At 67.3% G+C, this 19,924-nt stretch carries 21 protein-coding genes; 11 read left to right on the top strand and 10 right to left on the bottom strand.

Features of this window, described 5'->3' with window-relative positions; all coding sequences use genetic code 11:
- Positions 1–187: 187 nt before the first annotated feature.
- From ACM26W_RS02320 to ACM26W_RS02310, 3 genes are read left to right on the top strand one after another with little or no spacing between them, the layout of a single operon-like run.
- A complete protein-coding gene (locus ACM26W_RS02320) occupies positions 188–1,501 on the top strand; it encodes a short-chain fatty acid transporter (RefSeq protein ID WP_416139266.1) in 1,314 nt (437 codons plus the stop codon).
- 55 nt (positions 1,502–1,556) lie between these two features.
- Positions 1,557–1,970, top strand: coding sequence for a DUF1622 domain-containing protein (locus ACM26W_RS02315; RefSeq protein WP_416139265.1), 414 nt, complete (start codon positions 1,557–1,559; stop codon positions 1,968–1,970).
- A gap of 1 nt (position 1,971) precedes the next feature.
- On the top strand, positions 1,972–2,499 hold the full coding sequence (locus ACM26W_RS02310) for an acyl-CoA thioesterase (RefSeq protein ID WP_416139264.1): 528 nt from the start codon (positions 1,972–1,974) through the stop codon (positions 2,497–2,499).
- Here ACM26W_RS02310 and ACM26W_RS02305 read toward each other — a convergent pair.
- From ACM26W_RS02305 to ACM26W_RS02295, 3 genes are all read right to left on the bottom strand, one after another.
- Positions 2,496–2,816, bottom strand: coding sequence for an I78 family peptidase inhibitor (locus ACM26W_RS02305; RefSeq protein WP_416139263.1), 321 nt, complete (start codon positions 2,814–2,816; stop codon positions 2,496–2,498). The genes ACM26W_RS02310 and ACM26W_RS02305 overlap by 4 nt on opposite strands.
- Positions 2,817–2,892: 76 nt before the next feature.
- Positions 2,893–3,024 carry an entericidin A/B family lipoprotein gene (locus ACM26W_RS02300; RefSeq protein WP_416139262.1) on the bottom strand — a complete coding sequence of 44 codons (132 nt, stop codon included), beginning with the start codon at positions 3,022–3,024 and terminating at the stop codon, positions 2,893–2,895.
- A 72-nt stretch (positions 3,025–3,096) separates the two neighbouring features.
- The gene (locus tag ACM26W_RS02295; RefSeq protein ID WP_416139261.1) at positions 3,097–3,843 is read right to left on the bottom strand and encodes a sulfite exporter TauE/SafE family protein; all 747 of its coding nucleotides are present in this window, start codon (positions 3,841–3,843) and stop codon (positions 3,097–3,099) included.
- 121 nt (positions 3,844–3,964) lie between these two features.
- Here ACM26W_RS02295 and ACM26W_RS02290 point away from each other — a divergent pair, with 121 nt between their 5' ends.
- Positions 3,965–4,393: an HIT domain-containing protein gene (locus ACM26W_RS02290; RefSeq protein ID WP_416139260.1), complete on the top strand. Its 429-nt coding sequence runs from the start codon at positions 3,965–3,967 to the stop codon at positions 4,391–4,393.
- On the opposite strand, the gene ACM26W_RS02285 is transcribed toward ACM26W_RS02290, so the two are convergent.
- From ACM26W_RS02285 to ACM26W_RS02270, 4 genes are read right to left on the bottom strand one after another with little or no spacing between them, the layout of a single operon-like run.
- Positions 4,390–5,412, bottom strand: a complete 1,023-nt coding sequence (locus tag ACM26W_RS02285) for a nickel/cobalt transporter (protein ID WP_416139259.1) — start codon at positions 5,410–5,412, stop codon at positions 4,390–4,392. The two genes, ACM26W_RS02290 and ACM26W_RS02285, sit on opposite strands and share 4 nt — an antisense overlap.
- The gene (locus ACM26W_RS02280) at positions 5,403–6,071 is read right to left on the bottom strand and encodes a DUF1007 family protein (RefSeq protein ID WP_416139258.1); all 669 of its coding nucleotides are present in this window, start codon (positions 6,069–6,071) and stop codon (positions 5,403–5,405) included. Before ACM26W_RS02280 ends, ACM26W_RS02285 begins: the two co-directional genes overlap by 10 nt.
- A gap of 60 nt (positions 6,072–6,131) precedes the next feature.
- The gene (locus ACM26W_RS02275; RefSeq protein ID WP_416139256.1) at positions 6,132–6,491 is read right to left on the bottom strand and encodes a hypothetical protein; all 360 of its coding nucleotides are present in this window, start codon (positions 6,489–6,491) and stop codon (positions 6,132–6,134) included.
- The gene (locus ACM26W_RS02270; protein ID WP_416139255.1) at positions 6,488–7,051 is read right to left on the bottom strand and encodes a hypothetical protein; all 564 of its coding nucleotides are present in this window, start codon (positions 7,049–7,051) and stop codon (positions 6,488–6,490) included. Before ACM26W_RS02270 ends, ACM26W_RS02275 begins: the two co-directional genes overlap by 4 nt.
- 127 nt (positions 7,052–7,178) lie before the next feature.
- Here ACM26W_RS02270 and ACM26W_RS02265 point away from each other — a divergent pair, with 127 nt between their 5' ends.
- The 3 genes from ACM26W_RS02265 to ACM26W_RS02255 all read left to right on the top strand — a co-directional run bounded on the left by ACM26W_RS02265 (position 7,179) and on the right by ACM26W_RS02255 (position 9,495).
- Positions 7,179–8,315 (top strand): glycerate kinase, encoded by a 1,137-nt coding sequence (locus ACM26W_RS02265; RefSeq protein ID WP_416139254.1) that lies wholly within the window; start codon positions 7,179–7,181, stop codon positions 8,313–8,315.
- Between the two features lie 150 nt (positions 8,316–8,465).
- Entirely contained in the window at positions 8,466–8,939 is a 474-nt protein-coding gene (locus ACM26W_RS02260; RefSeq protein WP_416139253.1) for a Dps family protein, read from the top strand.
- 196 nt (positions 8,940–9,135) lie between these two features.
- Positions 9,136–9,495: a hypothetical protein gene (locus ACM26W_RS02255; protein ID WP_416139252.1), complete on the top strand. Its 360-nt coding sequence runs from the start codon at positions 9,136–9,138 to the stop codon at positions 9,493–9,495.
- Here ACM26W_RS02255 and ACM26W_RS02250 read toward each other — a convergent pair.
- Both ACM26W_RS02250 and ACM26W_RS02245 read right to left on the bottom strand, forming a co-directional pair.
- Complete coding sequence (locus ACM26W_RS02250; protein WP_416139251.1) at positions 9,485–10,960, bottom strand: aminoacyl-histidine dipeptidase; 1,476 nt, start codon at positions 10,958–10,960, stop codon at positions 9,485–9,487. The two genes, ACM26W_RS02255 and ACM26W_RS02250, sit on opposite strands and share 11 nt — an antisense overlap.
- A 255-nt stretch (positions 10,961–11,215) precedes the next feature.
- A complete protein-coding gene (locus tag ACM26W_RS02245) occupies positions 11,216–13,447 on the bottom strand; it encodes a tRNA(Met) cytidine acetyltransferase TmcA (RefSeq protein WP_416139250.1) in 2,232 nt (743 codons plus the stop codon).
- Between the two features lie 351 nt (positions 13,448–13,798).
- On the opposite strand from ACM26W_RS02245, the gene dctP reads away from it, so the two are divergent.
- The 4 genes from dctP (at position 13,799) to ACM26W_RS02225 (ending at position 18,706) form a co-directional block, all read left to right on the top strand.
- The gene (dctP, locus tag ACM26W_RS02240) at positions 13,799–14,902 is read left to right on the top strand and encodes a TRAP transporter substrate-binding protein DctP (protein ID WP_416139249.1); all 1,104 of its coding nucleotides are present in this window, start codon (positions 13,799–13,801) and stop codon (positions 14,900–14,902) included.
- 125 nt (positions 14,903–15,027) lie between these two features.
- Positions 15,028–15,528 carry a TRAP transporter small permease subunit gene (locus ACM26W_RS02235; protein WP_416139248.1) on the top strand — a complete coding sequence of 167 codons (501 nt, stop codon included), beginning with the start codon at positions 15,028–15,030 and terminating at the stop codon, positions 15,526–15,528.
- Positions 15,525–16,859 (top strand): TRAP transporter large permease, encoded by a 1,335-nt coding sequence (locus ACM26W_RS02230; protein WP_416139247.1) that lies wholly within the window; start codon positions 15,525–15,527, stop codon positions 16,857–16,859. The genes ACM26W_RS02235 and ACM26W_RS02230 overlap by 4 nt, the downstream gene beginning before the upstream one ends.
- 206 nt (positions 16,860–17,065) lie before the next feature.
- Positions 17,066–18,706 carry an ABC transporter permease gene (locus ACM26W_RS02225; RefSeq protein ID WP_416140796.1) on the top strand — a complete coding sequence of 547 codons (1,641 nt, stop codon included), beginning with the start codon at positions 17,066–17,068 and terminating at the stop codon, positions 18,704–18,706.
- Here the strand turns inward: ACM26W_RS02225 and ACM26W_RS02220 are convergent.
- On the bottom strand, positions 18,695–19,744 hold the full coding sequence (locus ACM26W_RS02220) for an ABC transporter ATP-binding protein (protein ID WP_416139246.1): 1,050 nt from the start codon (positions 19,742–19,744) through the stop codon (positions 18,695–18,697). The genes ACM26W_RS02225 and ACM26W_RS02220 overlap by 12 nt on opposite strands.
- Between the last annotated feature and the right edge of the window lie 180 nt (positions 19,745–19,924).

Here is a 19,924-nt window from a genome sequence, read left to right as displayed (position 1 = left end):
GGAGGAGACGTCGCCCCGGGGCGGATCAGCTTCGGGCCCCTGCGTTTATCGGCTGGGTGGCGCAAGCCCCTGAAGCTGCGCTATTTTCTGTGGGACACGTCAATCTCGACAACCGACGACAATAGATCGCTCTCTCAACGCTCTCAACGCGATCTCAAAACAGTCTTAACAAACGAAGGGAACACCCATGCTCAAGGCCCTCTCAAGGCCGGCCGTCAAGCTGGTCGAACGCTACCTGCCCGACCCCTATATCTTCGTGCTGCTGCTGACGATCATCGCCGCGGCAGCCGCCATCGCCGTGGAACGTCAGACGCCGCTGGCAGTGATGCGCATGTGGGGCGATGGCTTCTGGAACCTGCTGACCTTCTCCATGCAGATGCTGCTGGTGCTGGTCACCGGCTTCATGCTGGCCAGCTCCCCCCCGGTGAAGAAGCTTCTGCAGCGCCTGGCGGCGCTGGCCAAGGGGCCCGGCGGCGCCATCCTGCTGGTGACCTATGTCTCCCTGGCCGCCAGCTGGATCAACTGGGGCTTCGGCCTGGTGGTGGGCGCCCTGTTCGCCAAGGAGCTGGCTCGCCTGGTGCGGGTTGACTACCGCCTGCTTGTGGCCAGCGCCTACTCCGGCTTCGTGGTGTGGCACGGCGGCCTGGCCGGCTCGGTGCCCCTGACCATCGCCACCGAGGGCCACTTCACCGCCGACCAGATCGGCGTGATTGGCACCGGCTCGACCATCTTCGCCTTCTTCAACCTGGCCATCCTGGCCTGCCTGTTCATCACCATTCCGCTGGTCAACCGCCTGATGCTCCCCGACGACAAGGAGAGCGTCTATGTGGACCCCAAGCTGTTGGAGGAGGACGCCCCTGAGGCCCAGGCACGCATCCGCCGCCCCGCCGAACGCCTGGAGAACAGTGTGACACTGGCCTGGCTGGTAGGCATTCCCGGTGTGCTCTTCCTGGCCGACCACTTCCTGCTGCGCGGCGGCGGCCTGAACCTCAACGTGGTCAACTTCACCTTCCTCTCCCTGGCCATCGTGCTGCACCGCACGCCGCGCAGCCTGTTGACCAGCCTCAACGAGGCGATCAAGGGCGGTGCCGGCATCGTCATCCAGTTCCCCTTCTATGCCGGGATCATGGCAATCATGGTGCAGTCGGGGCTGGCAGCCACCCTCTCCGAGGGGCTGATCTCCTTTGCCACCGAGACCTCGCTGCCCTTCTGGACCTTCCTCAGCGCCGGACTGGTCAACCTCTTCGTGCCCTCCGGCGGCGGCCAGTGGGCCGTGCAGGCGCCGGTGATCCTGCCCGCTGCCGAGGCGCTGGGCGTGGACATCCCCCGCGCCGCCATGGCAGTGGCCTGGGGCGACGCCTGGACCAACCTGCTGCAGCCCTTCTGGGCCCTGCCGATGCTGGCCATCGCCGGCCTCAAGGCCAAAGACATCATGGGCTTCTGCCTGATCCAGCTGTTTATCGTCGGGGCGGTCATCGCCATCGGCCTGACCTGGTTCTAGGCCGACAAGGCCCCGGTCGGATGGCCGGGGCCGCTACCTTCAGGGAGCGAAGCGCATGAACTGGTTCCTGCAGCTGATCGACACCACCGCCCTGGTCATCGAGACGCTGGGCGTGTTGATCATGGTTGCAGGCTTCACCGTGGCCACCCGGCGCTTCCTGCAGCACCGCCACTTCTATGAAAGCCGCCACGCCTACCTGGAGTATCGCCACGGCATCGGCCGCTCCATCCTGCTGGGGCTGGACTTCCTGATCGCCGGCGACCTGATCAAGACGGTGATCGTGTTGAACAGTGGCGAGAGCGTGGCCACCCTGGCCGCCGTGGTGCTGATTCGCGCCTTCCTGGGCTTCACCCTGCACGTGGAAGTGGAGGGCCACTGGCCCTGGCAGCCGCCCCACCCGCCCCAGCGTCGACACCACCATCTCGACAACGGCCACGACGACAACCCTAGCAACCGCCATGGAGACTGATATGGAACATTCCGATCTGCCCGGGCAGCACGAGCTCTCCATGACCGTGCTGATGACCCCCGACATGGCCAACTTCAGTGGCAAGGTGCACGGTGGCGCCATCCTCAAGAAGCTCGACGAGGTGGCCTTCGCCTGTGCCAGCCGCTACTCGGGCCACTATGTGGTCACTCTCTCGGTGGATCAGGTGCTGTTCAAGCAGCCCATTCACGTGGGCGAACTGGTGACCTTCCTGGCCAGCGTCAACCATGTGGGACGCTCGTCCATGGAGATCGGCATCAAGGTCGTGGCGGAGGATATCCGCCAGAAGCTGATCCGCCACACCAACAGCTGCTACCTGACCATGGTGGCGGTGGACGACGAGGGGCAGCCCGCACCAGTGCCCCCGCTGGCGCTTGCCACCCGGCTGCAGAGGCTGCGCTTCGAGAAGGCGGCGCTGCGCAAGAAGCTACGCAAGCAGGCCGAGGAGGAGGAGCGTCGCACCCAGGCCGAGCATGGCATCGACGACCCGGAGGCGACTAACGGGGATTAACCGCAGCCGATCTCGGCAATGACATCGCTCTCGTCCAGGCGGACGTTGAGCCGATCCGGGCGGTAGTCCAGAGTCACCGCCTCGCCGGGGCGGATCACCCGCATGGCCGCCGCAGCGCTCTCGGCTCGGATCGCCTCGCCTAGGGCCTCGCTGTACTCGCGCCCCACGCGATCCTGCACCTGGGCCGCACCGCATTCGCCGCGGGCTTCCACCCGGGGCGGAGGCGGAGCCGACTCATGGGCCGGTGGGGACGTCATCCCGGCGCAGCCGGCCAACAGCAGACCAGCGACGACGGGGGGGAGCAGCTTGAAAGGCATGGCCTTCTCCTCTTCCTTGATGAAAAGACCGGGGCGGGTCACCCCGCTCCGGCCTGCGGCAGTTCCATTTGGTGGATCAGTCAGCGGAACGCTGTATCGCCTCGCCACCACTCTCGACATCCTGGCCGACACCACGCCAGGTGTTGCAGCCAGAAAGCAGCGAGAGGGATAAAAGCGACAGCAGCACGATGGCCATGGTGCGTTTCATTGGATTGCCTCCTTGCCCGTGGTTCTTGATTGCCCGTATGTAATCTAGCACCGCTGGCAGCGATCTGCCGAGTTATCCCAGCAGCAAACGCAGGATGATCGCGATGATCACCACGACGGTCAGCCACTTCACCACGAAGGCCCCGCGCGGGCTCATGTTGACCTTCACCGCCAGCCAGGCTCCGCTCATGCTGCCGGCGGCCAGCACCAACCCATAGCTCCAGCGCACCTGGTCGTTGACCAGGAAGATGGCCAGGGCCGGTATCGTATAGACCAGCACGATCAATACCTTGAAGACGTTCACCTGGGCCAGATCGATCTTCAGCATGCGATAGAGCACCACGATGAACAGGATGCCCACCCCGACCTGGATGAAGCCGCCGTAGAGCCCGATAACGAACATCGCCAGGTAGACCGAAGGAGTGAGCCGCTCGGGCGTCAGCGGGCGGGTATCCAGCCGTGGCTGGGGCAGCAGCATCAACACCGCGGAGCCCGCCATCACCGCGATCAGGATCGCCTCGAAGAGGGCATCGCCGGTCTGAAGGGCCAGCCAGGCACCTGCCAGGGAGCCCACCACCGCGGGCACCGAGAGTCGCAGCGACAGGCCCACGTAGCGTGCCCCGGCGCGGAAGAAACTGGTGACCGCCGAGATGCTCTGCAGGACGATGGAGACGCGGTTGGTACCGTTGGCCGCCTGGGGCGGCAGGCCCAGAAACATCAGCAGCGGCAGGGTAAGCATCGAGCCGCCCGCCGAGAGCACGTTGATGAAGCCTGCCATGGCCCCGATCAGCAGCAGTGCCAGGCCTTCCAGCAGGGTCATGGAGCCTCCTCGTCACAACGCTCGGTCAAAAGGGGCTCAGCATAGCCGGGGCGGCGGGAGAACTCGAGCTGGGGAAGATATGGCATGATGCCAGATCACGACCCCGGCATGAGGAAAGGACATGGAAGACGTCGCTCTCGATGAGCGCCTGGCGGAGGGCAGCTACCCCGTCACCGAACTGCCGCTGTGCCAGCTGCGCCTGATGGATGACACCCGCTACCCCTGGCTGATGCTGATTCCCCGTCGGCGCGGGGTCAGCGAGGTATTCGACCTGGACGAGGCCGACCAGTGCCAGCTGTGGCGTGAGGCCAGCCGGGTCGGCCAGGCCTTCAAGGAGTTCCTGGGGGGCGATAAGCTCAACGTGGCCAGCCTCGGCAACGTGGTGGCGCAGCTCCACGTGCACCTGGTGCTGCGCCGCGAGGACGACGAGGCCTGGCCCGGGCCGGTGTGGGGCCAGGGAGAGCCGCGACGATACGACCTGGACGAGCTCGCCGCCATGCGTGGCCGCGTACTGGCGATGGTGGAAGGGCTCGATCTCGAGGGCGACTAACCGCCGAAGGGGTGACGGCCCGGCGCTGACTCGGTCGGAGCGCTGCGCGAGGGCGGCTCGCCCAGCAGCGGTGCCCCGGAGGGTTGACTGACGCCGGTCACTGCCAGCGAGACACCCAGCGCCACGATGGCCAGACCGCCCGCCAGGGAGGTCCAGCCGAGTAGGCGACCGACGCGCTGCGCCTGCTGCTGACTGGCCAGGCGACGCTCCGCCCAGTCGCGGGCGTAGACGCTGGCCAGGGCCAGAGCGGAGACCGTCAGCGCCGTGCCCAGCGACATCACCATCACCGCCGCCACCCCCACCGCGAAGTGGCCGAGCAGTGTCGCCGCCCCCAGCAGCAACACCGCACCACTGCACGGGCGGATGCCGATGGCCACCACCGTGGCCAGGGCGGTGCGCCAGTCGCCGGCCCGCTGCGGATCCACATGGTGGTGGCCGCCGCAGCACTCATGACCATGCTCGTGGACATGATGGTGATGCGCCTGGTCGCCGGCAGGTGCCTTAAGCGCCGCCGGCGGGCGGCGCAGCTGACGAATCGCCCGCAGGCAGAGCCAGCCCCCCAGCAGCGCCACCATCACGAAGCTGGCCTGCTCCACCCACACCACGCTGCCCATGGCCTGGCGAGTCAGCCAGCCCAGGCCGTGCACCAGCACCACCACCAGGGCGATGGCCACGAGCCCCTGCAGCAGCGAGGCCGCAAAGGAGAGCCCCAGCGCACGGCGCCGCGCGCCGCCCTGGGAGATCAGGTAGGTCGAGAGCACCGCCTTGCCGTGCCCCGGTCCCGCAGCGTGGAAGACCCCGTAGCCGAAGCTGATGCCGAGCAGGGTCGCCCAGGCGGCGGACGACGGCGTGCCGGAGAAGTCGCTGATGGCCAGGGTCAGGGCGCGATGGAAGTCGCGCTGCCAGGCCACCAGTTGCAGACTCAGCCCCTGCAGGGTCGGCTGCAGCAGTTGCCAGGCCAGCAGGGCGAGCAGCAGCAGGCCCGCCAGCCCTATCAGGCGTCTGACCGTTACCGGCATGCTACCTCCCCGGTCTCGGCGAAGTGGCGCCCGAGCCCCGGCTCGGCCTCGTCGTCCACGTCCAGCATGGCGGCCCGCATGACCAGCTCCGGGTCGGGGTTGGGCTGATGAATGCGCGCCTCACAGGCCAGCTCGCCACCCACCAGCAGGGCATCGTCCGCCGGCACGCGATTCTCCTCCTCATGGACCATCTCGATGTAGTAGGTGGGATCGAACACCTGGTAGCGCAGGGTCTGGCCGGCCAGCGGCAGCGGTTCGGACAGCGGCAGCAGGAAGATGAACTCGACCCTCCCACCGCGCTCCAGCACGGTGTAGTCGCTGACCTCGTCGAAGCCCAGTTTTTCGCCCGCCAGGGTCAGCTCCGTGTAGTAACCGTAGGACACCAGGTTGTCGCGAATCTCGCTGCCGAGCTGGTCCAGGGCGGCCTCGAGGCCGCCATCGCCGCCGGCCTGGCCCAGCTCCTCCAGCACCACCAGGCTGTAGAAGGGGTCCATGCGCCAGGATTGATGAAGGCCGGTGAGGTGACCCTCGTCGTTCACCACCAGGCGCATGCGCAGGTCGATCCAGCCGTGGGGATGGGCGTGGGACAGGCCGCTCATGGCGAGGCACAGCAGTGCCGTGGCGGCGAGGCCGAGGTGTCGTCGCAGATGATCGAACATGGTATCTCTCTGGTTTTCCTGGCCTTGTGCATTGCACAGGTCGGGCCGAATCAGGGGTAATCAGCGCCACATGCCGAGCTGGTCCTGCATCTCCACCAGCAGGCGATCCAGGGTCTGCGGTGGCAGCGGGCGGCCGCCACGGGTGGCGGCCAGGCTCACTCGGCTCTGCTCACCTTCTCCAGAGACCTCCACCAGGACCCGGTAACCGGGCCAGCGCGAGAATACCGCCTCCAGGCGACCCAGGTCGGCATCGGCGTGGCGTACCACATAGCCGTTGGCCATCAGCACCTGGGCGGAGGCCCGCAGCGTCGCCTCGGGAGCGTAGGGGAAGTCCAACTCGCGAGGCGGCTCCCGGGGCGGCGTGGTGGCGCACCCCGCCAGCAGGAGCGCCAACAGCAGGACGGACAGCAGGCGGTTCATCGGGCACCTCCCGCTTCGATGGCGCCGCGCAGCCGCTGGCAGAAGTCCGCGGTGCTGGCGCTGCGCGCATCGGCCAGCTCGCCGCGCCAGTCGATCACCTGGATATCCCGGCTCACGCGTACCTCGCCATCACCGGCCAGCAACGAGACCCGCTCCAGCTGGGTCGCATCCCGGGTCAGGCTACCCACGCCACCGAAGCCGATCATCACGCCGCTGCTCACCCCGCCCCGGCCGCCGCCGATACCGATACCACCGAACATGCCACGCCTGTCCCAGCCGTCGTAGCGATCACCGTAGCCGGGCAGGATGCGGGTGCGTTCGGCGCTCACCAGCCCCAGGGCCAGATCGGTATGGCGAATCAGGAAGCCCTCGGCCTCCAGGGCGTCCACTGCGGCACGCACCAGCGGCTGGACCGCCCGGTCGCCGACCGGCCAGCGGCACTCGGTCGCGGGTCGAGGCTCCGCCGCCGGCAGCGTGGAGGGGGTGGTCTGGCATCCGGCCAACACCAGTACTGTCACCAGCGCTATCACCGGTACGCAGGGCAGCCGCCAGAGGCGCATGGTCTTTTCTCCGATGGATGGTCTTGGGGCAGTGTACGCATCGGGCCTCGCAGAAGGAACGCCGGCGCTTCAGCTCGCTCTCTCGTGGCGCTAAGCTGGGCGGAGATCCCCCCGCTGCGAGCCCCCCATGAAGATCCTCATCTGCCCGGATAGTTTCAAGGACGCCTTACCCGCCGCGGCCGCGGCCCATGCCATCGCCTGCGGCATCCGCCGCCTGGGGGAGGAGATCGAACTGGTCGAGTGCCCCCTGGCCGACGGCGGCGAGGGCAGCCTGGACGCCCTGCTCGCCGCCACCGGTGCCGAACGACGCACCGCCACCGTGCAGGACGCCCTGGGTCGCCCCGCCAGTGCCGCCTGGGGATGGCTGGCCGAGCGACGCACCGCCTTCGTGGAGCTGGCCGAGGCCAGCGGCATCCAGGCGCTGCCCCCGGCCAAGCGCACCGCCCTGCACAGCACCACCCATGGCGTGGGAGAGCTGATCCGCGCGGCGCTGGACGCCGGCGCCGAGCGGCTGCTGCTCACCCTGGGCGGCAGCGCCACCAACGACGGTGGCGCCGGCATGCTGGTGGCGCTGGGCGCCCAGCTGCGGGACGCCGACGGACGCGACCTGCCCCCAGGCGGCGCGGCCCTGGCCGAGCTGGCCGAGCTCGACCTCTCAGGACTGGACCCGCGCCTGGCCGAGCTCCACGTCGAGGCCGCGGTGGACGTGGACAATCCCCTGCTGGGGGAGCGCGGTGCCAGCGCGGTGTTCGGCCCCCAGAAGGGCGCCATCTCCGATGACGTTACCCGCCTAGACGCCGCCCTGGCCCGCTTCGCCGGTGTGACCGCCGCGGCGCTGGGCGAGGAGCACCGCGACCTGCCCGGCGCCGGTGCCGCCGGCGGCATGGGCTTCGCCGCCCGTGCCTTCCTGGGCGCCGAGCTGCGACCCGGCATCGAACTGGTGATGGCCCAGGCCGGCATCCAGGCGCTGCTCGAGGATACCGACCTGGTGATCACCGGCGAGGGCCAGCTGGACGGCCAGAGCCTCGCCGGCAAGACCCCGGTGGGCGTGGCCCGGGCGGCGCGTGCGCACGGCGTGCCGGTGGTGGTGCTGGCCGGGCGCCTGGCGCCGGGCTGGCAGGCGGCCAGCACCGAGGGCGTCACCGCCGCCTTCGCCCTTGCCGACGGCCCCATGGCGCTGGACGAGGCACTGGAGCGCTGCGCCGAGCTGCTCGCCGACCGCGCCGAGAGCGTGGTGCGACTGTTCACCGCAGCCAGAAGCTGACCCCGCTGGCTTGAAACCCGCCTCGGCCGCCGGCATGTCATGGATAGCGGCTATGGTAGCCATGATCATCCTTGACCCTTCTGCCACCTCGGCGAAGCGGTACACTCTCTTATCTTTCCAGTTTTCCATTGCGATCAAGGAGGCACCCCCATGAGCGACACCAATACCATCGGCCTGCACGAGGGCAACGCCAGCCAGCTGGCCGAGAAGCTCAACGAGCTGCTGGCCAACTATCAGATCTTCTACATGAATGTGCGCGGCTACCACTGGAACGTGAAGGGGCCGCAGTTCTTCGAGCTGCACGCCAAGTTCGAGGAGCTCTATACCGACCTGCTGACCAAGGTCGACGAGGTGGCCGAGCGCATCCTGACCCTGGGCCATCGGCCGGTCCACGCCTACAGCGACTACGTGACCATGTCACGCCTCGCCGAGGCGAAGAACGTCACCGACGGCGAGGTCTGCGTGCGCGGCACCCTGCAGGGCTTCCAGACCCTGATCGAGCTGCAGCGCGAGATCCTCTCGCTGGCCTCCGACGCCGACGACGAGGGTACCGCCGCCCAGGTCGGCGACTATATCCGCGAGCAGGAAAAGACCGTCTGGATGCTGGGCGCCTACCTGGGCTGAACCAGCGGGCCAGCCGGCACCCAGCAAACGACGACACCGCCTGCGGGCGGTGTCGTCGTTTGCGGTCACCCCCTCCGCGAATATGAAGAGATTGGGCAACCCCCTGCCCGGCGAGCGGTCCCCCATGAGCGCGGCGATATACTGCTTCCATGGGCACAGGAACGAGCCCCCCTCGACCCGACATGGAGGAGAGACCATGAACCGCATATTGCTGGCCACCCTGATGGCCGCCCTGGCACTGGCCATGAGCCTGCCCGCCATGGCGGATCGCCACCGCCACGGCGGCTACCAGCCCCAGGTACACCACCACTATCACCACCATGACCGCCGCGCCGACCGCGGCCGGCACCACCATCAGAAGCGCCACAAGGCCGCCAAGCGTGCCAAGCATCGCCACCGCACGCCGAGCCGGGTGGTTGAGCATCACTACTACTCGTCACCGCCCCGCTATCGTGAGCCCCGCCGGGACCATCGTCGCTATCATCGCGGCAGCACCGATATCCCGCTGGTGACCGTGGGCGGCTACCCGGCGGTGCGGATCCAGGTCAATCACTGACCTCTTGGCGGGCCAGGTCCTCGACCAGCCCGCGCAACAGCGTCCAGAACTCGGCCACCGAGGCGATCTCCACACGCTCATCGGGGGAGTGGGCGCCGCGGATCAGGGGGCCGAAGGAGATCATCTCCAGCTGCGGGTACTTGCCGCCGAGGATGCCGCACTCGAGCCCCGCATGGATCACCTTGACCGCCGGGTCGCCGCCCATCGTCTCCCGATGCCGTCGACGGAAGCGCTCCAGCAGGTCGCTGCCCGGCTGGGGCGTCCAGCCCGGGTAGGCGTTCTCCACGCGCACCCGGGCGCCGATCAGCTCGAACAACGCCGTGAAACGATCGGCCAGATCGGCGGTGGCGCTGTCGCGCAGCGAACGGACCAGGGCACAGAGGTAAAAACGCCCCGCCTCCAGGCCGACCACGCCGAGGTTGTTGGAGGTTTCCACCACTCCTGACACCTCGCTGCTCATCCGCTCCACCCCGCAGGGCGCCGCATGCAGCGCCGCCGCCAGCAGGTGACTGGTCTGGGCGGTCAACGCCTCGCCGGCGGCGTGATCCGCGAGTGAGAGCATCAGCGCCAGGCCGTCATCGACACCGACCAGTTCGGCGCGCAGTTCGGCCTCCAGCGCCGCCACCCGCTCCATCGCGGCCTCGCGCTGGTCGGCGGGCAGGGCCAGGGTGGCGAAGGCCTCCCGCGGCAGGGCGTTACGCAGCGTGCCGCCGTGATAGTCCACCAGGCGCACCTCGCAGCGCTCCAGGGCGCGCAGCACCCGCACCAGCAGCCGATTGGCGTTGCCCGGGCCCTTGTGGATATCCATGCCGGAGTGGCCGCCCCTGAGGCCGGTAACGGCGAGGCGCATCACGACCTCTTCCTCGGCGATGGGAGCAGTCGGCAACTGCGCCTCCACCACCACGTCGGCCCCGCCGGCGCAGCCGATATAGACCTCGCCGCGATCCTCGGAGTCCAGGTTGAGCAGCAGTCGGCCCGCAAGCCAGCCCTCGGCCAGGTTCAGCGCGCCGCCCATGGAGGTCTCCTCCTCCAGGGTGAAGAGCGCCTCCAGCGGACCGTGCACCAGGGTGTCGTCCTCGAGGATCGCCAGCGCCGCAGCCACGCCGAGACCGTTGTCGGCGCCCAGGGTGGTATCGGTGGCGCGCAGCCAACCGTCGTCGCCTATCCGGGTCTGGATGGGGTCGCGGGTGAAATCGTGGGGATGGTCGGCATTGGCCTGGGCCACCATGTCCAGGTGGGCCTGCAGGATTACTCCCGGCGAACCCTCATGACCCGGGGTGGCGGGCTTGCGCAGGCGCAGGTTGCCGAAGGCGTCGCGGTCGTGGGCAAGACCCTGGGCGTCGGCCCATTGTTCCAGGGTCGCCACCAGCACCGCTTCGTGGCCGGAGGGGCGCGGCGTGTTGCACAGGGTGCGGAAGTGGCACCACAGCGGCCGCGGCTCGAGCTGCTCAAGATGTTCGTTCATGACGTTCCTGCTCCGATATAACCGACCTACTTTACTGAGCCCGCGCTGGCAGGGGAAGCAGGGAGCGGCGGTATGGCTAGGGGCTCATCCGGCGACAAACCTGCGAGGGGGCGCCATGAACCCTTCCCTGGGGGCTACCTAGACCCTGCTTCGCTCTCGCATCCTGCTCCGCTTGCAGGACCGGTGCTGGCCATCCATGGCCAGCCCGTTCGGAGCAGTGCTCCTCACCCCTGGTCCACGGACCCCCTCTTCGGTTTATCCCCGGCGCCCCTCGCCATGACCTTCTGCCACAGCCTCCAACAGCGCCGCCGTGGCCTGGCGCAGCCGGGCGGTGACTTCGCGCCTCCCGGAGACCCCGAGCCGGGCGGCCAGCGACTCGGCGCGGCGTCCCTGGAAGCCCCAGGCCACCAGCAGACAGAGCGATTCAGCGTCGACCGGCACACCCCGCGACAGGGCGTGGCGCACCAGGGCCTGGAGCGCCGGACGGGCCAGGGCCGGCTCGCGGTGGCCGAAGGCCACATCCGTCGCGTCGCGGCGGTCGGCGGCGTCAAGCGCCTGACCTTGCCCCTCTGCCAGCAGGGCGGCGGCGATCTCCGGCTCCAGTTCGCGCAGCTCGAAGGCCAGGAGCCCCGGCAGGGCCCGCTGGAAGCGTATAGCGAGCGTTTTCACCAGCGCCGCGCCACGCTCGCTCAGCGGGCGCGCCACCATCAGGGCGTGCTCACCGGTGGCAGCCTCACGGGTCAGTCCCAGGCGCAGGCTGACAAAGCCCAGCGAATGCCAGAAGGCGATCAGCCCCGGCTCGGCGCCGAAGCTCGAGCCCAGCAGGTCGAGACCGTCACCGCGCGCCTGCTCGGCCTCGGCCTCGATCAGCCGCCGGCCCAGCCCGGCGCGGCGATGGGAGGCCGCCACCGCGATGCGCACCACCCGACGCAGCCTTGCCGTGAGTGCCTCGCGGCTGCCGGCGTGGGCGGCCAGCGACTGGGCCATCAGATGGCCGCGGGGACGGCGCTCGCCGCGGGCCACCCGCTCGGCCAGCTCGCGTTCGAAGCCGCCCTCGTCGCCGGTGAGTACTACCCCCACCGGCGCCGGGCCGGATACCAGGGCACCAATACCGACGCCGGGGCCGTCCAGCAGGCGTCGCAGGTCGGCGGGGGTGGTGCGGTAGTGGGCCTGGACCAGCAGGCCGAAGAGCGCCCTCAGCCGGGCCTCATCATCGGCCAATTCGGCGGGAACCACTCGCTGCCAGACCGGTGTTACCGATGACGCGGCAGGGGCCGGCTCGACGTCGAGCAGCAGCAGGCGGTTGACCAGCCCCTCCAGGGGGTCATCCGCCGCCCAGCGGATCGGCTCGCCCAGATGCAGGCCCTGCCACTCGGGGGCCTCGCGGGTGAGCCGCTCGAGAAAGCGCACCGCAAAGCCGCGCCCGGAGCCCTCGTAACCATGCACCGTGGTAGCGAAGGCGATGCGCGGGAAGGCCTTGAGCCACTCACCGAGCAGGGCGGCGGGGATGGCCGCCGCCTCGTCCACCAACAGCCGGGCACCCGCACCACCGGCCGTGCCCTCCCGTGCCAGCCGGGTCAGCTCATCGGGCGCGGCGAAGCGCACCCTCTGCTCGCCCAGCATGAAGGCGTGCCCATGACGCTGCCCTTTGGGGCAAAGCGCGGCGAGGCGCTGGAAGAGGCTCTCCATCGCCGCCGGCCGCGGCGCGGTGACCAGGATCTCCGCCTCGCCCGCCGCCAGCAGCCGCGCGCAGGCGATGCCCAGCGCCGCACTCTTGCCCCGGCCGCGGTCGGCGGTGATCACCAGCGGGCGACGCCGGCGCTGGCGCACCAGTCGCGCTACCGCCTCGGCCTGGTCGACGGTCAGGCAGTCGGGATCCCCGCTTTCGGCGTCCATCCCGGGGGCAGGAACGCGCGGGGCCTGCGCGGGCAGGGGTGGCAAGGAGGGCGCATCCTGCGCCGGCCAGCGGATCACCTCGGACGCCGCGTCCAGCAAACCGGCCAGCCGCGCCAGGTAGCGCGCGGTGAGCCGCCCGGGGATAAAGGGGTGTTCCGCCAGGCGGGCGTAGTCGGCGTCGGGGCATTCCCCCCAGTCGGGCGGGGTCATCAGCACCAGCAGGCCGCCGCCGCGCAGGGTGCCGGCCAGGGCGCCGAAGGCGTCCGGGTCGAAGCCCGCGCCGGGTGATACCGCGTCCACCACCAGCAGGTCCTGCTCGCCGCCCAGACGGGTGCGGGCCCGGCCGGCGGCCAGGCAGTCGCCTTCAGCCAGCCCCGGCGGCGCCTCGGGTGCCATCCACAGCGGCGACTGCCAGGCGCCGGCCTGCCATAGCGCCAGCGCCGCCTCGCGGCAGGCATCGGCTGTGCCGGTGAGCCACACCAAGCCGCGCCAGCGCCGCCGTGCCAGCTCGGCGGCTCGCTCCACTATCTGTCCGACGGCTTGCTCCACCCTGATCTTCAGCAGGCGCCCGCTTCCCGCAGCTTGCGGCATGGATTTTCTCCTGATGAAGGATGCGACCTTGGTCGCATCGCCTGCGTTATTCAACGCTGCCGGGCTCGGATCATCCGCCAAGAAAAATCGCTAACCCAATGATAATAAATTAGAAAACCTGCCGTATTGACGCTATCAGCCACCCCAGGGGCGTCCCTCCCCCTTCATTCAGCAGGCTATCGATTATGACAGTGGCGCCGTGCTAGCTTGGCAGGGCTGCCGAGTCTGCCCGTCCGGTCAAACACCGGCCGCAGGCGACGCCGCCCCCGTCAACGTTACACAACAGGGGGTGGCTCCGGCACCCGATACGTCTTCTCGACCAACACCAATAACCCGTACAGGGAGCACTCCATGAAGAAGATGACCCAATTTGCCATCACCGGCCTGGCCGCCGGTGTGGCGCTGGCCGCCCTCACCACCACCGCTCAGGCCCAGGAACGCTGGACCATGACCACTACCTGGCCGGAAAACATCGACCTGATTCAGATCGATCGTCACTGGGCCGAGCTGGTCAACAGACTGGCCGGGGACGAGCTCGAAATCGAGTTCCGCGCCGGCGGCACCCTGATGCCCGGCACCGAAGTGTTCGACGCCACAGAGACCGGCAGCATCGAGGCCTCCGGTGACTGGCCCGGCTACTGGGCCGGCCGCAGCCCGGCCTTCTCGCCGCTGGCCACCACCACCAGCCTGTTCAACGGCGTGGACTACCTGAACTGGATCCAGCAGTGGGGCGGCTGGGACCTCTACCAGGAGGTCTATGGCGACTACAACATGGTCTATCTGCCCTACGGTATCACCAACAACGAGTCCGGCTTCATGGGCCGCACGCCCATCCAGAGCCTGGCCGACCTGGACGGCAAGCGCCTGCGCCTCTCAGGCCGTGACCAGGGTCGCGTGCTGGAAGAACTGGGCGGCTCCCAGGTCACCCTGGCCGGGGGCGAGGTCTACCAGGCCATCGAGCGTGGCGTCATCGACGCCGGCGAATTCTCCACCCCGGGTGTCGATTACAACGTCGGCTTCGCCGAGGTAGCCGAGCACTGGACGGTGCCCGGCTGGCACCAGTCAGCCAGCGTGTTCGGCGTGATGATCAACAAGGATGCCTGGGACGCCCTCACCGAGGAGACCCAAGAGAAGCTGAAGATCGCTGCCGATGCCACCATGGCCTGGTCACTGGCCTGGTCCGAGCGTGAGTCCACCGAGGGTACGGTGAACTTCATGGAAGCCGGCGTGGAAATCCACCAGCTCTCCGACGACGACCTGGCCCGCATCCAGGACATCACCAACGACGTGATCCTGCGCGGCGCCTGTGAAGACCCGATGCACGCCAAGGTCTATCACTCCATGATCAGCTACCTGGAGCACTACGCCAACTGGCGTGACATTTCCGCGCCCTACAACATGAGCCGGACCATGGATAATCTCCCGTCGCTGGAAGAACTCGAAGCCTGTCTCTAAGCGTCAACGAGACCTCCCGGTGATCCCGGGAGGCTCATTGGGAGTGATCGCCACCGGCGCTGGAGCTGCACCGGTGGCGTTTTCCGTCCTGTAGCTATCCTCCAAGACACTCGAGACCACCGACCATGAATGCCATTGCCAAGGCGATCGATGCCCTCAACGAGGGGTTCGGTCGGCTGATTGCCCCTCTGATTGCCGTGATCACGCTGATCGTCCTCTATGACATCGGCTTGCGCTACTTCGCCGGTCGACCCAGCGACTGGGCCTTCGATGTCACCAAGATGCTGTTCGGCGCCCACTTCATGCTGATGGCCGCCTACGGCTTGCGCCACCATGCCCACGTCGAGGTCGACGTGCTCAAGCGCCTGCTCTCGCGCAGGAAACAGGCCGTGCTCGATCTGCTCGGCTACCTGATCTTCTTCGTCCCCTTCATCTGGATGCTGCTGACCTTCGGCTGGAGCTTCTTCATGCGCTCCTATAGCCGACTGGAGACTACCTACGGCATGGTTTCGATCCCGGTTTATCCGGTGAAGGGGGTGATTGTCTTCGCCGCCGTGCTGATCCTGCTCCAGGCCATTGCCATCGTTATCCGCGCCATCCAGCAACTGCGGGGGAAAACCGCATGAACCTGAGTCCCGAATTGCTCACCCTGTTCATGTTCATCGGCCTGCTGGTCGGCCTGTTCATGGGTCATCCGTTGGCCTTCGTGCTGGGCGGCGTCGCCGTCATCGGCGCCTTCCTGGGCCCCGGCGAACGCGTGCTCGGCACCATCATCAACAACATCTATGGCAACGCCATGGACAACTATGTGTTGGTGGCCATCCCGCTGTTCGTGCTGATGGCGCGCTTCCTGAACGACTCGGGCGTCACCGAGAAGATGTTCGACACCATGCGACTGCTGCTGGCCAATCTGCGCGGCGGCCTGGCGCTGACTGTGGTCATCGTCTCGGTGCTGCTGGCCGCCACTACTGGCATCGTCGGCGCCTCCATCGCGGTGATGGGCATGATCGCCCTGGCCCCAATGCTCAAGTACGGCTACAACAAGGAGCTAAGTTCCGGGGTGATCATGGCCAGTGGCTGCCTGGGCATCCTGATCCCGCCGAGCATCATGCTGATCCTGATGGCCAGCTACTCGCCGGTCTCGGTGGGCGCCCTGTTCGCCGGCGCCCTGGTTCCCGGCGTGCTGCTGGGCTTCATGTATGCCCTCTATGTGCTGGTGATCTGTTACATCAAGCCCGCCTACGGGCCGAAAGTGCCAGCCGAGGAGCAAGCCGAGACCAGTACCGGGCAACTGCTGATCATGCTGGCCAAGTACGTGCTGCCGCCCATGTCGCTTATCCTCGGGGTGCTAGGCGCCTTGTTTACCGGCATCGCCACCGCCACCGAGGCCTCGGCCATCGGCGTGGGCATCGCCTTTTTGCTGTTCATGATCTTCGGCGACCGCAAGCTCTCCACCTGCTACCGCACCCTGATCGATGCCGGCAAGACCACCACCATGGTGATGCTGGTCCTGGTGGGTGCCACCGCCTTCACCGGGGTCTTCTCCCGTGGCGGCGGGATGTCGGTGATCAGTGACCTGGTGCTGGCCATGCCCGGCGGCACCACCGGCGCACTGATCCTGATGCTGTTCCTGGTTTTCATCCTGGGCATGTTCCTGGACTGGACCGGCATCGTGCTGCTGAGCTTCCCGATCATGCTGCCGATCGTCCAGCAGATGGGCATCGACGTGCTGTGGTTCGTGGTGATGGTGGCGGTAGTGCTGCAGACCTCCTTCCTGACCCCGCCCTTCGGCTATGCGCTGTTCTACCTCAAGGGGGTGGCGCCACCCGGGGTGGAGATCGTTGACCTCTACAAGGCGGTGATCCCCTTCGTGGCAATCATCGTGCTGGCCTGCCTGCTGATGGCCTTCTTCCCTGCCATCATCACCGGCCTGCCCTCAGCGCTGCTCGGCTACTGACGCACAGGCATCACGACTCCAGGCGCCCGTATCGCGAGATACGGGCGCCTTGTCTTGACGCCGGTCAGCTGGAGCGGGCTGCAGAGCCATGCGGCAACTGATATCATTTGCGGACGCTATCGCTTCGCATTCCCGCCCCTCGCCTGCGCGCCGGGCAACGAAGGAGTTCCCGCTTGTTCCGATCCGCCTCTACCGGGCTTTACACCATGTCGCGTCGCCTAAGTCGCTGGACGCTATTCATGCTGGCCGTGGCCGCAGTCGTGGCACTGCCGGTCGTCGTGGTGCTAACGCACATTTTTATGCCTACCGAGGGCGTCTGGCAGCATTTGGCCAGCACGGTACTCGGTCGCTACCTGGGCAATACCTTCTTTCTCGCCATCACCGTGGGGCTCGGCACCATGGTGATCGGCACTGGCACGGCCTGGCTGGTTGTGATGTGTCGCTTCCCGGGACGGCGAGTGTTCGAATGGGCCCTGCTGCTGCCGCTGGCGGTTCCCACCTATGTGATCGCCTACGCTTACACCGATTTCCTGCAGTATGCTGGCCCCTTGCAGACCTGGCTGCGGGAGATCTTCGAATGGGGGCGCGGCGACTACTACTTCCCCAATATCCGCTCGTTGGGTGGTGCCGCCACGCTGATTACCCTGGTGCTCTACCCTTACGTCTATCTGCTGTCACGGGCAGCCTTCCTCGAACAGTCGGTCTGCGTGCTCGACGTGGGGCGCACGCTGGGCCGCGGCCCATGGAACCTGTTTGCCACTGTGGCCGTGCCGCTGGCGCGCCCGGCCATCGTCGGCGGTGTCTCGCTGGTGCTGATGGAAACGCTCAACGAGTTCGGCGCCGTGCAGTTCTTCGGTGTCGATACCTTCACCACCGGCATCTATCGCACTTGGTTCGGCCTCGGCGAGCAGGTGGCCGCGGCCCAGCTGGCCGCCTGCCTGCTGCTATTTGTCATCGTACTGGTGCTGCTGGAGCGCTGGTCGCGCGGCAAACGCCAGTATTTCCACACGACCAACCGCTACCAGCAGCTGCCCGAGTATCGGCTGAGGAGCTGGCAGGCGTTCGCGGCCTTCCTTGCCTGCGCCGCTCCAGTCCTGATCGGCTTTCTGATTCCCAGCGGGCTTCTGCTACAGATGGCCATCACCAAGGGCGATGCGCTGTTCGGCACGCGCTTCCTTGACTTCGCCTGGAACAGCCTGTATTTAGCCGTCATCGCCTCGGTGATCGCCGTGGGGTTGGCGCTGGTACTCAGCTATGGCGTGCGCCTGCATAACAGCCCGTTGACACGCGTCGCCACGCGAGTCGCCTCAATGGGCTATGCCATTCCCGGTTCGGTGATCGCGGTGGGCATCCTGATCCCCTTCGCCTGGCTGGACAACACCATCAATACTTGGCTGCACGCCCACTACGGCAAGATCATCGGCCTGATCTTCAGTGGCTCCGCCTTCATCCTGATCTATGCCTACGTGGTGCGCTTCCTGGCGGTGTCGTTCAACACCGTGGAGGCCAGCCTGAGCAAGGTCACCCCGAGCATGGACGCCGCCTCACGCACGCTGGGCCAGACGCCTACCGGCACCCTCAAGCGCGTGCATACGCCGATCATGCGCGGCAGCCTGATCGCTGCGGGGATCCTGGTCTTCGTGGATGTCATGAAGGAGCTGCCGGCAACCATCATCCTGCGCCCCTTCAACTTCGACACTCTGGCGGTAAGGGCCTACAGCCTGGCCTCGGATGAGCGCCTCTCCGAGGCCTCGACGGCTTCGCTGGCCATCGTCGCCGTAGGCATCATCCCAGTAATTCTACTGAGCATGGCCATGCGCCGTTCCCGCCCCGGCTCAGGCGGCTAAGGGAAAGACGAAGACCTGCGACAGATCGAGGTGGATATCCACCCGCTGCCCCTCGGGGGGCAGGAACACGCCGGGCACTCGGGCGTGCAGGTGAGCTTCGCTGCCGTCTTCGCCGTGAGCGCAGATGTGCAGCAGGCTGCTGCGCCCCAGCAGCTTGGCCATGATCACATGACTGAAGCGGTGCGTCGGTGCCGGTTCGAAATGCTCGGTGATGTGCAGCGCTTCGGGGCGGATCATGACATGCGCCTGGCTCCCCTCGGGCAGCCAGCCGGCCTCCACCGATCCCACCGGGGTCTGGACACGGCCATTGCGGACCTCTCCCTGAAGCTCGTTGACCTCGCCGAAGAAGGCCACCACGAAGGGATCACAGGGCGCGCAGTAGAGCTCTTGCGGCGTGCCCATCTGGACGATGCGGCCCTCACGCATCAGTGCGATGCGGTCGGCCATGAACATGGCCTCTTCCGGGTCATGGGTGACGAGCAGCGTGGCTGCCCCGACCTTCTTGAGCACGTGCAAGGTGTCGTCGCGAATGCGATCGCGCAGGCGGGCATCCAGGCTGGAGAATGGCTCATCGAGCAGCATCAGCTGAGGCGAAGGGGCCAGGGCGCGTGCCAGCGCCACGCGCTGCTGCTGGCCGCCCGAGAGCATGTGCGGGTAACTCTCGGCATAAGCTGCCATGCCAAGCTGCTCGAGCAGTGTCATGGCGCGTTCACGCCTCTGGCGTGTCGGCTCCAGTTTCAGCCCGAAGGTGACGTTCCCCATCACGGTAAGATGGGGGAACAGCGCGGAATCCTGGAACGCCAGCCCGACGTTGCGCTTCTCCGGCGGCACATGGCGCCCTCTGGGCACCGCGATCTCGCCACCGTTGAGTGTCACGCGCCCCTGCTGCAGCACCTCGAGCCCGGCAGCGATACGCAGCAGAGTGGTCTTGCCACAGCCAGAGGGCCCCAGCAGGCAGACGACCTCGCCGGGTGCCACCTCCAGGTTCACGCCCCGAACGGCAGCGAGACTGCCGAAGGAGTGATGTACCCCTTCCATCGTCAGCGCGCTGGCCTGCCGCTGTGGGGCCTGTCTGGTTTGCATTGGAGTCGATTGGCTAGTCATGGAATCGGGACGACATGGGCAAATGGAAGAATGCAGGCCTCATCCTACCCGAAATGCTCAGCAAATACGTTTGGCATTTACTCTCATTTGACATCTTTTCCATAACGCTTGTCC

This window comes from Halomonas sp. HK25 (genome assembly GCF_047795635.1).
In the GTDB taxonomy this organism is placed as follows: Bacteria; Pseudomonadota; Gammaproteobacteria; order Pseudomonadales; family Halomonadaceae; genus Halomonas.
This window is presented reverse-complemented; position numbering and strand designations above follow the sequence as displayed.